At 57.1% G+C, this 13909-nt stretch carries 12 protein-coding genes; 2 read left to right on the top strand and 10 right to left on the bottom strand.

The window, feature by feature from the left end; translation table 11 throughout:
* Positions 1-47: 47 nt before the first annotated feature.
* The 4 genes from C5750_RS18050 to C5750_RS18035 all read right to left on the bottom strand — a co-directional run bounded on the left by C5750_RS18050 (position 48) and on the right by C5750_RS18035 (position 4030).
* Positions 48-698, bottom strand: a complete 651-nt coding sequence (locus C5750_RS18050) for a response regulator transcription factor (RefSeq protein ID WP_245421155.1) — start codon at positions 696-698, stop codon at positions 48-50.
* A gap of 562 nt (positions 699-1260) precedes the next feature.
* Positions 1261-1929 carry a PIG-L deacetylase family protein gene (locus tag C5750_RS18045; RefSeq protein ID WP_105735306.1) on the bottom strand — a complete coding sequence of 223 codons (669 nt, stop codon included), beginning with the start codon at positions 1927-1929 and terminating at the stop codon, positions 1261-1263.
* Positions 1926-2738: a glucose-1-phosphate cytidylyltransferase gene (locus C5750_RS18040; RefSeq protein WP_105735305.1), complete on the bottom strand. Its 813-nt coding sequence runs from the start codon at positions 2736-2738 to the stop codon at positions 1926-1928. Before C5750_RS18040 ends, C5750_RS18045 begins: the two co-directional genes overlap by 4 nt.
* Positions 2735-4030 (bottom strand): class I SAM-dependent methyltransferase, encoded by a 1296-nt coding sequence (locus tag C5750_RS18035; RefSeq protein ID WP_105735304.1) that lies wholly within the window; start codon positions 4028-4030, stop codon positions 2735-2737. The genes C5750_RS18040 and C5750_RS18035 overlap by 4 nt, the downstream gene beginning before the upstream one ends.
* A gap of 314 nt (positions 4031-4344) precedes the next feature.
* On the opposite strand from C5750_RS18035, the gene rfbC reads away from it, so the two are divergent.
* Positions 4345-4887: a dTDP-4-dehydrorhamnose 3,5-epimerase gene (rfbC, locus tag C5750_RS18030; protein ID WP_105735424.1), complete on the top strand. Its 543-nt coding sequence runs from the start codon at positions 4345-4347 to the stop codon at positions 4885-4887.
* 64 nt (positions 4888-4951) lie between these two features.
* Here the strand turns inward: rfbC and C5750_RS18025 are convergent, their stop codons facing one another.
* From C5750_RS18025 to C5750_RS18005, 5 genes are all read right to left on the bottom strand, one after another.
* Positions 4952-6283: a DUF4910 domain-containing protein gene (locus C5750_RS18025; protein ID WP_105735303.1), complete on the bottom strand. Its 1332-nt coding sequence runs from the start codon at positions 6281-6283 to the stop codon at positions 4952-4954.
* A 25-nt stretch (positions 6284-6308) separates the two neighbouring features.
* On the bottom strand, positions 6309-7379 hold the full coding sequence (locus tag C5750_RS18020; RefSeq protein WP_105735302.1) for an NAD-dependent epimerase/dehydratase family protein: 1071 nt from the start codon (positions 7377-7379) through the stop codon (positions 6309-6311).
* Positions 7380-7521: 142 nt separating this feature from the next.
* Positions 7522-8856, bottom strand: a complete 1335-nt coding sequence (locus C5750_RS18015; protein WP_105735301.1) for a glycoside hydrolase family 140 protein — start codon at positions 8854-8856, stop codon at positions 7522-7524.
* A complete protein-coding gene (locus C5750_RS18010; RefSeq protein WP_105735300.1) occupies positions 8849-10219 on the bottom strand; it encodes a glutamate-1-semialdehyde 2,1-aminomutase in 1371 nt (456 codons plus the stop codon). Before C5750_RS18010 ends, C5750_RS18015 begins: the two co-directional genes overlap by 8 nt.
* 37 nt (positions 10220-10256) lie before the next feature.
* Positions 10257-11453 carry a glycosyltransferase family 4 protein gene (locus tag C5750_RS18005; protein WP_105735299.1) on the bottom strand — a complete coding sequence of 399 codons (1197 nt, stop codon included), beginning with the start codon at positions 11451-11453 and terminating at the stop codon, positions 10257-10259.
* A 230-nt stretch (positions 11454-11683) separates the two neighbouring features.
* Between C5750_RS18005 and C5750_RS18000 the strand changes: the two genes are divergently transcribed.
* Positions 11684-12907, top strand: a complete 1224-nt coding sequence (locus tag C5750_RS18000) for a polysaccharide pyruvyl transferase family protein (RefSeq protein WP_105735298.1) — start codon at positions 11684-11686, stop codon at positions 12905-12907.
* On the opposite strand, the gene C5750_RS17995 is transcribed toward C5750_RS18000, so the two are convergent.
* On the bottom strand, positions 12902-13906 hold the full coding sequence (locus C5750_RS17995; RefSeq protein ID WP_105735297.1) for a glycosyltransferase family 2 protein: 1005 nt from the start codon (positions 13904-13906) through the stop codon (positions 12902-12904). The genes C5750_RS18000 and C5750_RS17995 overlap by 6 nt on opposite strands.
* Between the last annotated feature and the right edge of the window lie 3 nt (positions 13907-13909).

The following is a 13909-nucleotide window of genomic DNA, read 5'->3' as shown; positions in this document are numbered from 1 at the left end:
CGAGTCCCTGCAAAATCGGATGGCGAGCGGCTGCGATCCAGCCGGCATCAAAATCTGGATTCGTGTGGAATCATGTCACCGATCTTGTAAGCCACCTCTGTCCGGTTGGTTGCACCCAGCTTCTTCATGATGTTGCGTATGTGAACCTTCACCGTGCTCTCGCAGAGATTGAGTTCATAGGCGATGATCTTGTTGGCCTTGCCCCGGCGCAATCCCTCGGCAACGGCCGATTGCCGCGCGGTGAACGAGGTCGTTATATGCCGGAATTCGTCGCTGCGGCCGCCCATGAGTTTCCTGAGGGACAGAACACAGCTTGCCGGAACGAATTTTCCGCCCGCAATCGCAAGTTCGATGGCCTGCATGCAGATCTCGATTCCAACTGTCGTCGGAATATAACCCTGCACACCCAGTTCGAGTGCCTTGAGAATGGTGGTCAGGTCATCATTGTCTGCGACCATCACGACGGCCACCCTCTGGAAGGCTTCGACCAGTTCGCATATTTCCGCGGAGAGATCGCCGTCGCCCAGGTTGCGGTTGCCCGTGTTGACGAGCACGGCACGCAGTCCAGCGGCATTTTGATTGGAAGTTTGCCATTCCTGCAGTGAACCGCAGGTCTTGACCTTCATGCCCATGTGATGGGCGGCCAGAGCCTGGGCGAGACACTCTCGCTCAAGGGCGCGCCGGTCGATAATAAGCAAATAGTCGCTGGTAGAATACTTTTGAAATTTGTTCTCATTGGAGCTTATTGTGTAAGATGAATTGTCATTGCTTTCGACAATCTCATGAATAACTTCATCTACTGATTCATCTATGGCATGGCTGCTACGCATATTTTCCATAATTTATCCCCAAGTTAGATGCTTTGCTGCACATTTATTTGTCATGAACGGATTGTTCCGCTCAATTGCACTTCTTTTGGCAATATCAATTTACGCTTTCCCTTGAAGAAAGTCTTTAACCCCACGCGTAGTCCTTTGGATGGGAAGCAAGCGAGCAATTAGGGAGTGACTAATCCATTAGTATAATTAAAATAGAGAAGTAGCCCGCGCAAAATAGAACGAGAGTATTACGGGCTTTAGGGCGTGATTTAGACCTGCCTTATAGACCGCGCAGGCGTTGTAAAACGGCGGTTCCGAATCAGGACGGGCCATGTTGGCTCCGTTCGGATCATGACGATGTGTCTGGTTGGAAAAAATGGGACGTGGTGAAAGGATCGTTCTTCTGGAATGAGGCAAATGGATTGCACAGCGGGCAATTTGCCTATTGAACAGTGCCCATGCCGAGCATCAGTTTGCGGACCGTGAAAGCTTCTGCAAACCGGCTCGGTGCACGGCATTCCATGCCTCTGAGGCGCGCAAGGCCGCGGAACGTATCCTCGTCAAACCAGTCCTTGGACCGCTGGGTTCCGAAATGTTTGAGGAGGAGTTCGGTTTTACGCTGCATGATCTCAGCGGGTAAGGGAAGGTAGACATTGCGTTCGGTCAGGTCGCCGTCCCATTTGGGAATCTCATATTCCAGCACCAGGTGGTCCCGGAACACGTTCGTGGTGAGCTGATTGATCTCGCGGTGATCCTGGTGTGCGTCGTGGCGCGCATGGGTGAAAATAATGTCGGGCGAGATGCGGCCGCGCAACGCATTGAGCCAAGCTTTCAATTCACGCGTTTGACTGGGAAAGTAGCTGTCTTCGAAATTGGCGATCTCGATCGTCTTTGACAATGCGCCGGCAAGGAAATCATCGGCCGATGCGCGTGCTTCCGTGGCGCGGTCGCTCGAACTGCTCATCACGCACCAATGAACGTCAAGCAAGGCGCCGCCTGAAATCATGTGCAGGATTGTGCCGCCGGCACCAATCTCGATGTCATCGGAATGGGCGCCGAGACACAACACCGACAGCCGTTGCCCGGGGCGGGCAAAGGGCAATGATCTCATAAAGCTTTCACCTTTTGCGTTCTGGAATTAGAGCGGGCAGGCGCATGGATCATCCACGGCATTTCCCCTCTTTCCACCATTTCCTGCAACGCCTGCCAGTCGCGGAGCGTATCCATGGAACGCCAGAACCCCTCATGCTTGTAAGCCATGAGCATGTTGTCCTTGATAAGCCTGCTGAAGGGCTCCAGCACCAGCTCTTCGGACTCGCGCATGTAGTCAAATATTTCACCGCGCATGAGAAAATACCCCCCATTGATCCAGATATCCGAACGGTCGGAGGATCGGAATTCGCAAACGCGGCCGTCATCGGCAATATCCGCCAGATGATAGGTCAGTGGCGGGCGCACCGCGAGGAAACAGGCAATCTTGCCGCTTGCCTCGAATTTTTCAATCATGTCGTCCAGATCGACATCGGTCAGTCCATCGCTGTAATTGGCGAGGAAGATGCGCTCGCCGCGCAACTGGTCGCGCACGGCCCAGAGGCGCTCGCCAATATTGCGCCAGATGCCGGTGTCAATCAGGGATATGCGCCAGTCTTTCTGGGATTCACCCAGGACTTCGACAGTCCCGTCGCCGCTGACCACGCAATCGGCAAATGTCTGCGGCCGGCTGTTGAGAAAGAAATCCTTGATGACATTCGCCTTGTAACCCAGACACAGAATGAAATCCTCATGTCCATAGTCGGCATAATACTGCATCACGTGGCGCAATATAGGCTGGGAGCCGAGTGGAATCATGGGCTTGGGGACATTTTCCGAGTACTCGCGAATACGGGTACCCATACCGCCGCAGAACAGAACCACTTTCATAGCTCGTCACCTCTCGGATCAACAATGTCGATACCCGGAATGGGCACGACGAATTTGGCACCCCACTCGCGCACATGATGCATTTGCTTCACGATTTCGTCCTTGAGGTTCCAGGGGAGAATGAGAATGTAGTCGGGCTTGAGCCGGTCGATCGCCTCCACCGGTTCAATCGGGATGTGCATCCCGGGTGTATAGCGGCCGTGCTTGTAGGGATTGCGGTCCACGGTGAAATCGAGGAAGTCGGGTCCGATGCCGCAATAGTTGAGCAGGGTGTTGCCCTTGCCCGGCGCGCCATAGCCGCAAATCGTCTTGCCTTCAGATTTGGCTGCAATGAGAAAGGTCAGGAGATCGCGCTTGACCTTGCGGGCGCGGCCGGCGAAGGCGGTGTAGGTGGCCAGCTCATCCAGACGCGCGTTCATTTCACCCTGCCTGATCCGGGCAACGCTTTCCCGCACGAGCCATGTACTGGCGGCGTGGGTAAGGTACACCCGCAGCGACCCTCCATGGGTCGTCAGCTCTTCCACATCGATAATTTTGAGGTGATGCCGTTTCGCCAGATGTTCGATGGCCAGCAGCGAGAAATAGGAGAAATGCTCGTGATAGATCGTGTCGAATTGACCCTGCGACATCAATTTCTCAAGATGCGGAAATTCAAGGGTTATGACGCCTTGCGGTTTCAGCAGCGTAACCATGCCGGCGACGAAATCATTGAGATCGGGAACCTGCGCCAGGACATTGTTCCCGACGATGAGGTCGGCCTGCAGGCCTTCCGAAACCAGCTGTTGGGCATAGGCTTCACCAAAGAATTCCACCCGGGTGGCAACGCCTTTTTCGATTGCAACCTTGGCGACGTTTGCGGCCGGCTCTATGCCGAGAGCCGGAATATGCATCGGGATGAAGTGCTGCAGCAGATACCCGTCATTGCTGGCGAGTTCGACGACGAGGCTTTGCTTATCGAGCTGCAACCGCTTGGCTATCTGGTGACAATAGGTTCTCGCATGTTCGACCCAGCTGGTCGAATAGGAGGAAAAATACGCATATTCCTCGAAGATGGCCTGCGGCGTGACATACTCGTTCAATTGTACGAGAAGGCATTCCTCGCAAACGAAGGCGTGCAATGGATAATAGGGTTCCATCTCATCGAGCCGGTCGCGGGAAACAAAGCTCTCGCAAGGCGGCGACATGCCGAGATCGACGAATGTATGTCTGAGGGGCGTGCTGCAAAGGCGGCAGACATGGGGCCTGCTGCCTGATTGGTTCGCCAGGGGAAACGTGTTCGTCAGTAGATTCATGCCTTCGCTCCCGATGAATTGCCGGTGTCCTGGATGCGGGGGATTGTCTTCCCCAGTCTGAATCTATGGCCTCACGGGATGGCAGGCGACCTGCCAATGCGATCAAACGGATCATCCGAACGGATGACCCGTGAAAGCGGCGTTCCGTCAAACGGTGTGCTTTGAAACGGCACCGCGGCGAAAAGGGCGCGGTAGCGCCGCGATCACCCTCAAGGACAGCTTTCGCTACGCCTATTGGAGAGTTTCATTCATGCCGGGGCTCTGACAAGATCGTGCCCACTATTGGGAGATCATCGGGGATGAGGCGGGAACAGATGCGGTTCACCGAGACAGAACTGAGTGGAGCATGGCTTGTGGAGACGCTGCCTCATCACGACGCGCGCGGATCATTTGCCCGGACATTTTGCACACAGGAATTCCGTGAACACGGGCTTGCCGCCGAGTTTGTGCAGCATAGCGCCTCGCATTCACTGACCATGCATACGGTGCGCGGCATGCATTTCCAGAAGGCGCCGCACGCGGAGGTCAAGCTGGTTTCCTGCATAAGGGGCACAATATGGGATGTGATCATCGATTTGCGGCCGGATTCGCGGAGTTACAGGCGTTATGCGGGGTTTGAACTGTCGGAGGGTAACCATCGCCAGCTCTATATACCCAAAGGTTTCGCGCATGGATTCCAAACCCTGAGCGATGATGCCGTGGTGTCCTATCTGATTTCAGAATTTTACCACCCAGCCGCTGCCGATGGTGTGCGCTTTGATGACCCGGCCTTTGCCATCGATTGGCCGGCGCCGCCCGCGGTCCTTTCCGAGAAGGACCGGTCCTGGCCGCTTCTCGGCGCGCAGCTTTGCAGTTGACCCAAACATGAGTGCAGCAAGGGATATCAGGAGCCTGCCGGCTCCTCAGGTCGTGTCCATTCCATCATGCCTGCGGCAGCTCGCCGCCAAGCAATCCTTTTTCCAGCAGCAATTGCGCGGCGCGGAAAATATCCGCATAGGGCAGGCGGGAGCGCAGTGACATGTCGAGAAGGCTGTAATTTCCATCAGCGAGATTGAGAACCCAGAGAAAGGCCATCGAGGTCTGCACCGCTGATTTGTCACCTCCCAGCGAGGCGTAGAGGCCGCGCCTGCCCAGTTGCGGCTCGCCCTTGGGAAAAAGGTTGACCGGGGTCCAGTTCGTTTCAATGATATCAATGACTTCGCTGATCATCTGGTAGGAGAACGCAAGATTTTCGGGCGTGATGAGCGCCATGTTGTCCGCGGAGGTGTGATATTCGGGGAAGGTTCCAAAGCCGCTGCGCTGGAACAGGCCGACGGGAAGATTGAATCCCGGGGAACAATATTGCCGTTCATCATATCCGTAGGGGCTGAAATCCTGCATGATCGCCTGCCGGTTGCCGCAGCACAGGACGCTTTCCATCGCCCGGTCGATCATGGCATTGCCTTGCCGGCTGCGCTTGTAGGTGGGGCCGCCGCCGTCTCCGACGCACGATACGACCAGGCCATGATCGATGCGCGCAACCTTGTCTTCGTTGCGGGCAAGCCAGGTCAACGCCCCGATCGTTCCAGGCGCAAAGAGGAAGCGATAATTGTAGCGTGTCTTGCGGGACTGCATGCTTTTGCCCAACAGGGTCAAGAGGGCGAGACCGGAACAATTGTCATTGGCAAGCGAGGGATGACAGATATGGGCGGAAAACAGCACATCCCTGTCAGTGCTGCCTTTGTGCAGATATTCACCATAGGTGAGATGTCCGTCGGTCTTTTCCGCGTCAATGAGCACCTCGTATTCGCCATCCGCCAGTCCAAGAAGGGCATTATGGCTTGTACACAGGCCCCATTGCTCGCTGTAGTATGAGGTTCGATATGGGATCAGATCGGGCTGATCCGGTAATGTGTGGATATGGGATCTGAGTTCGCTTAGCTGCATGACGCGGTGAATGGGATTGCTGTAGCTGACCACATGCAGATTGGATTTGGCCAGATCGATGCGCTTGCGGCCGGAACCATCCTTTACATAGGCATCGCGAATATTCCATTCGGGAGGTACGACCCAATCGAACACCGGCGTGCCCGTGGGAACCTCGTGCACGGCCATATCGATCTGCTGACCCAGAATGGCCAAGGTGTCACGGACGCCGTTGCCCGTGATGCTGCGGCATATGGGAAACAGGCGGGCAGCCAGGGTGTGAATGGCAAGACCCATGTCTGTCGCTGTTCCAACGGAGGACCTTGTCCGGTCGGGCGCATTTACCATGTTGTTATCAACGGGTGCGGGATGGTCATATAATGGCATCGGATAGTGCGGAATGGCGCTCCGTTGCTGACAGGCGGCGCAGGTTGGAGGTGAGTTTCCGGTCGTCGAGCAGCTGGCGGATATGACTGATCCGCTGATAGCGGGGCCCTTCGAACTCCGCCAACGTCAAATGCGAAGTGATATAGGCCGCATGCAATTGCTCGGCCCCGGCCCGTGCATCCCAGCGCGGTTTGAAATCCGGAAGAACCCGCCTGATCTTGTCGAAACTGACCCGATAGGACCGGGTATCGGGGCCGGCACCGGGAGCAAATTCCAGTCGGCAGCCCGGAACGATATCCGCGACGATTTCAGCGATATCGCGGATACGGTAATTGTGTTCGGACTGCCCGACATTGAATGCCTCGTTGTGTACGGCATGCCGGGGAGCCTGCAACACGGCCAGGAAAGCCCGCGAGATATCCTCGATGTGGACGATTGGTCTCCATGGCGTTCCGTCGGATTTCAGAAGGATGACACCTTCCGTCACCGCCCATGCCACGAGATTGTTCAAGACGATGTCGAAACGCAGCATGGGTGACAGGCCATAGGCCGTTGCCGGTCGCAGATAGGTCGGGCTGAACGTATCGTCGGCGAGTTCCGCAATGTCGCGCTCGGCCAATACTTTCGAACATCCATAGGCCGTGACCGGGTTCAATTCCCCGGTTTCATCGATTGTTGCGCTGCCGGATTGACCATAATTGCTGCATGAGGAGGCGTAGAGAAAACGCGGAACGCCAGCCTTCTTCGCAGTCGTCGCAAAATGAACGCTTGCGCGATGGTTGATATCGTAGGTGACCTCCGGGTTGAGGTTCCCCAGCGGGTCGTTGGAGAGCGCTGCGAGATGAATAACAGCATCATAGCCCTCCAATTCGTCTGCAGTGACGTCACGGATGTCTTTGCACACCCCAGGTATGTCGGGCAGGGTCCCGCCGGGTGCATAGTGGCAATTCCGGTAGAGTTCGCTGTCGAATCCGTGAATCTCATGGCCCGCCTTTTGCAGGAAAGGAACCATGACTGAACCGATATAGCCGCGATGTCCTGTCACAAGTACCTTCATTGTTCCAACCCTTTCCAAGAAACCGTCTTTGATGCCACGGTACTTCCAGTGGGCGGGCTCGGACGAGAGAGGAGTTTGGAGGATCGAGAATGCAATTGGCTGAACCTTCGGCGAAGCGCCTACTTCTTTTGCCTGATCTGCCTTAGTCGCGCTGTTTGGCAATGAGAAGCCAGTCCCGGTAACCCGACGCATTCCGGGCCGCCGGAACATGGTATTCCAACGCGCCGGCAACGCCCGCCGTCGGCTCGGTGGCAGCCATGTACTGTCCGGAGGACGGGTCGAACCAGCGGATATCGCGGGTTGACGGCCAGTCCGCCTTCACCTGGAGGGCGACGCTGTCCGCGCCTGAGAGATAGACCACGACAAGCCTTTCGCCGGGAGAACGGGCGCCCATAGCGATGCTGGAGGCGGGCTGGCGTTGCGGCGTCAGCAACTTGCCCTGATCGGGTTCAAGTTCCCACCAGGGAATGGTTTCGAAGAATTGCGTGAGATAGGTCATGCTTTGGGCACCGCGGCTTGCGAGCGCTTTCTGCCAGGTCCCGGTTTCCTCATGCACACCGGGACCGGAAAAGTGCCAGACGGGATTGTTGCCGAATACCTGGCCGCCGGCACCGGACAGAAGGGCGGAATATGCCGTTGCCCGGACCGTTTCCTCCGTTGCCCCGTTCTCCCCCTCATACAGCCCTTCAATGAGAAAAAACGGCCTTGCCGGTGATACGCGATATTGAACAAGCGCTGCCTGGGCAACATTGCCATAGGTGTAGAACGTATCGAGCCTCTTCCAGGATGCCTGCCAGACGAGGTCCGTCCGTGCATCTCTCCCGCCATGCACCGTTTGCAATGCGCTGGGGTTGGCGCGGGCTATCGATCCGGCCAGGGCATCGACCAGGTTCATGTCCGGCGGATCGTAATCACCACCCTGTACCCAGATAATATTGTTGAATTTACTGAATCTCTTGCCGATATAGGTTCCATAGGCGTTCATTGCCGCCACGCCGCCATTGCGCATCTCGCCATACCATCCCTGGTCTCCGCCATTCACGCCGAGATAGGCCGGGACGAGCAGAACGAGAAATCCGCGGTCCTGCGCCCGGCGCAGGATCCATTCGGCATCATCGAAATACGCGTCGTTGGGGGCGGCAAAGCCGCCTGCCGCAAATGGCTTGCGCCTGTAGAAATTACCCGGCGCGTTGCGGCTGAAGCGGTGCTCGATGAGCGAAACCAAAATGGTGTTGAAACCACGTTTCCTGCGATCCTCCAGGTAGTGATCGGCTTCTTCGCGGGACAGGTCCCCTATGAGGGACCAGGCCGTGTCCGCTACTATCAGGAATGGCCGCCCGGCCGCATCTTCCAGATGGCGTTGGTTGACCGAGACCTGCAGGGGGAACGCTGTTTTCCCTGCCTCCGCCGGCGTGCACAACCCCAGAAGCAACAACAGCGCCCATTGCAGAACCAGCCTTGGAAACGCGTCAAGCATTGCTGACGCGTTTTAAAACGGGCGCAGGCGTGTCGGGACTGTTGAAGCGGCGGAAAACCGGCTGCGAAGCGCGGCCAACGAGATACTTGTCCACGCCGTGCTGCAGCGCCTTCTTGTAGACGGCCAGCGCCCCATCGATCGCATCTATCGTGCGGTCGATATCCTCGTCCGTATGTGTGTAACTTACGACCAGCGATGGCATGAGAACACCGCGGCGGATCGTTTCCTGCAAGAACAATGTTCTGAACGCCTGCGAGGGCAAGCGCTCGGTATCCAGAGTGGTGTAGGCAAGGCAGCAATCACGGCCGGTAACGCCGATATAGCTGGCAAGATCATGCCGGGCAATCGACTGCTGAACACCGCTTCTCAGCCGACGTCCCTGTGCGTGAAGATGTTCAATCACCGGTTCGTTCTGATAGATTCGCATGGTGGCAATTGCTGCGGCGAGCGCGTGGGTTTCTGCGCCGTGCGTTGTCGACAGCAGGAATACCCTCGGTTTGACCACCTGCGTGATGCCGCCGAGGTTCATGAATTCGCGTTTGCCGGCGAGCGCCGAGACGGAGAAGCCATTGCCCAGCGCTTTGCCAAAGCATGAGAGATCCGGTTCGATACCGTAGAGTTTCTGCGCACCGCCTGCATGCCAGCGGAACCCCGTGATCATTTCGTCGAGAATGAGCAAAGCCCCGTTCTCGTGGCACAACTCCATCAGATCGTTCAGGAACGGTTGCGCCGGGCCTTCCGTACGCGACGGCTCGAGTATGAGCGCGGCGATCCTGTGGGGATGCCGTTCAAAGAGCGCGCGTGCACTTTCGAGATCATTATACTTGAATCCAACGGTCAGTGCCTGAATGGCAGCTGGTATACCTGCATTCATTGGCGTCGTACCGATGAACCAGTCGTCGGTCGAGAAGAATGGATGGTCCGCACAAACACCGACCATATCCCGCCCGGTGACAGCCCGGGCCAGTCGAACGGCTGCCGATGTCGCGTCGGAGCCGTCCTTGCAGAATTTAACCATTTCGGCTGACTGCACCGTCGCAAGGAAGGTCGCTGCGCATTCGACCTCGATTTCGGCCGGGCGGGTGAAGTTGCAGCCGCGCTGGAGCTGGCGCATGACGGCCTCAAGGACAGAAGGATAAGCGTGGCCCAGTCCCACCGCACGGTTGCCCATGCCATACTCGATATATTCATTGCCATCGATGTCCCAGATGTGGCTGCCATACCCCCGGGCTATGAAGCCGGGTGACAGCACGGGGTATTGGTCGTCGCCTTTCGCATAGGTATGTGCGCCGCCGGGCACCAGATCATGTGCCAGTTCGCGCAGGTGATCGGACTTTTCGAAATTGTGGATGGATGCAGCCATGTGCCAAACCCCTTCTGCCTGATATGCCGCGATATCTTCAAATGCGCTCCCGCATCATGCGCAGCCAATTCTTCACCGGGCGCGGTACGAAAGTTCGCAAACCCGGGCGCAGACCTTTCGGCATGGCCCAGTCTTTGATTCTGAGTGATGGTGCGATTGCGGGCCTATGCGCCGTGATCTGCCGGATGACGCCGTCATACCGTTCCGCCATATTCCCGATGGTGAATGTGCCGTCTGCCTTGCACCGGGCCGCATCGGACATCCAATGCGCTGTTTGCGGGCTGGAATGGATCTGGCCGATGATCTCTGCGGCTTCCCGGACATTGCCGATGGTGAAGAGGAAGCCGTTGGTGCCATCATCGACGATGGTGTCGGTAACCCCCCGGATGCGCGAAACAACCGGTATGCAGCCGGCTGACATTGCTTCGGTAATGGTCAGGCCAAATCCTTCGAAACGCGAGGGCATGATGAGCACATCATGCCGAAGCAGGAGATCGAAAACGGCTTCTGGGTGAACAGCGCCGAGGAAAGCGGCCTGCCGTTGATGCGGCGCCATCCTTGACTTCAGTCGTTCGAGGTCCGGACCATCACCCGCAATGGTGAGGTGGATGGATTGCGGCAGATGCGCGAAAATATCCGGCAGCCAGAGCACCCCTTTCGACGCATCCTCGACGCGGCCAAGGAAAATGACCCTCAATATATCGTCCGGGCTGGGTTCCCTTTTGAATTGCCGCACGGCCGATGTGCCCGCAGCATGCGGAATTGCAAAGGTTCGGTCGGCGGGGAAGCCCAGTTTCCTGACCAGGTCACTGCAAATGCGGTCGGAAACCCCGACGGTTGCGTGCACGTGGTCCCTGATCGCGCCTGCCGCGCTGTAAGTGCCGGCAGTGATGTTGTGCACGATCATGATGCGCAGGAACCTGTCGGGAAGATAACGCGCAATATTCGTTTGAATTCGGTCGCTGAGGACATTGATGAATATTCCGTCGAATTGGCCTTCTTCGAGCGCTTGCGCAAGGGCTTCAGCCTGATCCCGTTCGCTCGCGCCATTGGGTGTTTCCACAAGCGAACCGTATGAGAACTCTGGAAGCCATTGGGCATCGCAGGGCACGCCGTAGGAGGCCATCCCGAGCCAGCGGACGTCTATGTCCTTTTCAGCCAGGGCGGCCCGCAGCTGTCTGAACACCGTATATGTGCCGCCAATATGGGGGCGGACGAAATATGCGAACTTCATGAAGTCCTGTCCTTGCGTGTTTCGGCTTCATCCGGAAAACAGCATGGACCGGGAGGCGCGCGAATTGAATGTGTCGCGGCGGGTGAGGCCTATAACCCTTTGGGTGAAGCCCCTTGCTCATTAGGCTGGCCGCGCTGTTCCAAAGGCCATGTGTTTTTTGCCGGGCGGCAGCCGCAAACTTTGCTCTGCAAGATATCCGATTGATCGCGCGCGATGTTGAGGATGTAGGGATGAAAATATGCTTACTGGGGCAGTTTGGCAGCGGTAATACCGGGAATGACGGCTCGCTTGAAGCTATGGTGAATTTCCTGCGCTCATTACCGTTCGAAGCCGAACTCATGTGTATCTGTTCCAATCCGGAACTGGTCGAAAAGGAATATAAGATCAAGTCGATCGGGATCAGCGGTCTGGTTCTGCAAGACCCGTGGTTCATTCGTATGAATGCGTTTCTTGCCGATATCCCGCGCCGTATCGCCAGCATCTACATGCTGTTTGCAAGCTTGAGCGGCGTTGGCCTGTTGATCATTCCCGGCACCGGTATTCTGGATGATTTCCAGGAGACGCCCTTTGGCTGGCCGTTTGTGCTGTTTCGCTGGTGTTTGGCCGCCCGGTTGCGGGGGGCGAACATCGCGTTCGTCAGCATCGGTGCGGGGCCGATCGAGCATCCCCTCAGCCGCTGGTTTCTGCGTTCGGCGGCCAGGATGGCGCAGTACCGGTCCTATCGGGACAGCTACTCCCTGGCCTATATGAAAAGGATTAGCCTTCCTGTCGAGCGCGATGGCCTGTTCCCCGATATTGCGTTCCGGCTTCCAGCCCCATCTTTCCCGTCTCCCGGATATAACAGCCCGGTGACCGTTGGCGTCGGCGTGATGGATTACCGCGGATGGTCAAAGGATGCGGTGTTTGGTGAAGCAATCTATCGCTCCTATATCGGCAAGCTGGCCTCCTTCATCCAGTGGCTGCTCGATGAGGGGCACAATGTCCGTCTGTTGACCGGCGACGAGCGCGACTGGAAGGCCGTGGGTGACATTACCGAGCGACTCTCGGTGCCAGCCCGCGACAGGCCAGAGGAGCGCGTCACGGTGGAGCATGGCGCCACGCTCCACGACCTGATGCGGGAGATCGGCAAGACCGATATCGTGGTTGTGACGCGCTATCACAATGTTGTCTGTGCCTTGAAGCTCGCCCGCCCCACGATCTCGCTCGGATATGCCCAGAAGAACGATGAACTCCTGGCCCAATATGACCAGCACGCGTGCCAGCACATTGAAACCTTTGATGTCGAAGTTTTGAAAGACCAGACCCGGCGCATGCTTGCAAACCTCAACCAGGTGCATCTGGAGCTGGCCAGAGCGAATGCGCGCGTTCAACGGCAGCTTTTCATCCAGGAAAAATTGCTGGAAGAAGCTGTTATCGGTCCGCTTTTCACGGCACAGTTCGCCATGTCATTATAACCGGCCGCCCGAGGTCATGGATGTACCAAGCCGCCGGCCGAGGGCCTTTGCGCTGCGGCCTATCAATGCCGAGGCGTCTGATCTGTTGAGCAGATAGCGGAACGGTGGCAGCCAGGCTGCGGATGGCCGCAGCCGGATAGCGTGACGCATCAACGCTGTAGCGCCCGGTTCACCCCGGCATATTTGCGCGATTGCCGACCAGTAGGCCCGTTCACTCAGCGCATCGCGCGCTTGCCGCAGAAGTGCTTCCGCTTCGGGAAGAATTGCCCCGTCATTCTCGAAGAATGACCGGAACGCCGCCTCGAATTCGACGCTCCATTGCTCCAGGGTGCGAACGGTCGCGGACTGATTGGAAGCATGGACTCTTGCGACTGCCTGAATATTGTCCGTTCGGCCCACTGCACCGTGAAGCGCAAAACGCAGCCACATCTCAAGATCGTCGGTGTGGGGCAGAGCGGGCTTGTAATACCCGGCTTTCTTCTGGATCGCCGTACGCACGATCACCGTGGGCCCGCTCACAAAATTCCTGCCGCTTTGACAGAGAGAGGTCAGAAAGGATTTGCCGTCCTGTTTTGACCAATCCGAAAGCAAGGGGGTGTCCGGCAGATGATCGCCGTCGGTGGCGTCTGCACGAAAATGCGTCCTGCCATGGGTCAAGTGAACGTCGTCATTTTCCTCCATGAAGCTCATCGCCCTGGCGAGCGCGCCCGGAGCCAGATAATCGTCCGAGCAAAGGATCAGAAAATAGTCCGATTGGGCCCAGTCGATGCCATCGTTGAAGGAAGCATGCGCCCCGAGGTTTCTGGGGCGCAGCATCAGTTCTATTCTGGGATCGGCACTCGCCAGCGTCCTGGCGATAACAGCGCTGTCATCGGTGGAGGCATTGTCGATGATCAGGATGCGCAGCCTCTCGGCAGGCTGGCTGCGTACACTGTCGACGCAGTCCTGCAGATACTGGGCGTAATTGTAGTTTGGTATGACCACGTCAATGGATTTCATTGT

The organism is Phyllobacterium myrsinacearum (assembly GCF_002980555.1).
GTDB classification, from domain to species: domain Bacteria; phylum Pseudomonadota; class Alphaproteobacteria; order Rhizobiales; family Rhizobiaceae; genus Phyllobacterium; species Phyllobacterium myrsinacearum.
The sequence above is the reverse complement of the archived record's forward strand: the minus strand, read 5'-3'. Positions and strand labels throughout refer to the sequence as shown.

What these genes read in the sequence shown, in the direction of transcription:
- C5750_RS18045 (WP_105735306.1), bottom strand. Translation starts at nt 1,929, where the DNA reads ATGAGATCATTGCCCTTTGCCCGCCCCGGGCAACGGCTGTCGGTGTTG.
- C5750_RS18040 (WP_105735305.1), bottom strand. Translation starts at nt 2,738, where the DNA reads ATGAAAGTGGTTCTGTTCTGCGGCGGTATGGGTACCCGTATTCGCGAG.
- C5750_RS18035 (WP_105735304.1), bottom strand. Translation starts at nt 4,030, where the DNA reads ATGAATCTACTGACGAACACGTTTCCCCTGGCGAACCAATCAGGCAGC.
- rfbC (WP_105735424.1), top strand. Translation starts at nt 4,345, where the DNA reads ATGCGGTTCACCGAGACAGAACTGAGTGGAGCATGGCTTGTGGAGACG.
- C5750_RS18025 (WP_105735303.1), bottom strand. Translation starts at nt 6,283, where the DNA reads ATGGTAAATGCGCCCGACCGGACAAGGTCCTCCGTTGGAACAGCGACA.
- C5750_RS18020 (WP_105735302.1), bottom strand. Translation starts at nt 7,379, where the DNA reads ATGAAGGTACTTGTGACAGGACATCGCGGCTATATCGGTTCAGTCATG.
- C5750_RS18015 (WP_105735301.1), bottom strand. Translation starts at nt 8,856, where the DNA reads ATGCTTGACGCGTTTCCAAGGCTGGTTCTGCAATGGGCGCTGTTGTTG.
- C5750_RS18010 (WP_105735300.1), bottom strand. Translation starts at nt 10,219, where the DNA reads ATGGCTGCATCCATCCACAATTTCGAAAAGTCCGATCACCTGCGCGAA.
- C5750_RS18005 (WP_105735299.1), bottom strand. Translation starts at nt 11,453, where the DNA reads ATGAAGTTCGCATATTTCGTCCGCCCCCATATTGGCGGCACATATACG.
- C5750_RS18000 (WP_105735298.1), top strand. Translation starts at nt 11,684, where the DNA reads ATGAAAATATGCTTACTGGGGCAGTTTGGCAGCGGTAATACCGGGAAT.
- C5750_RS17995 (WP_105735297.1), bottom strand. Translation starts at nt 13,906, where the DNA reads ATGAAATCCATTGACGTGGTCATACCAAACTACAATTACGCCCAGTAT.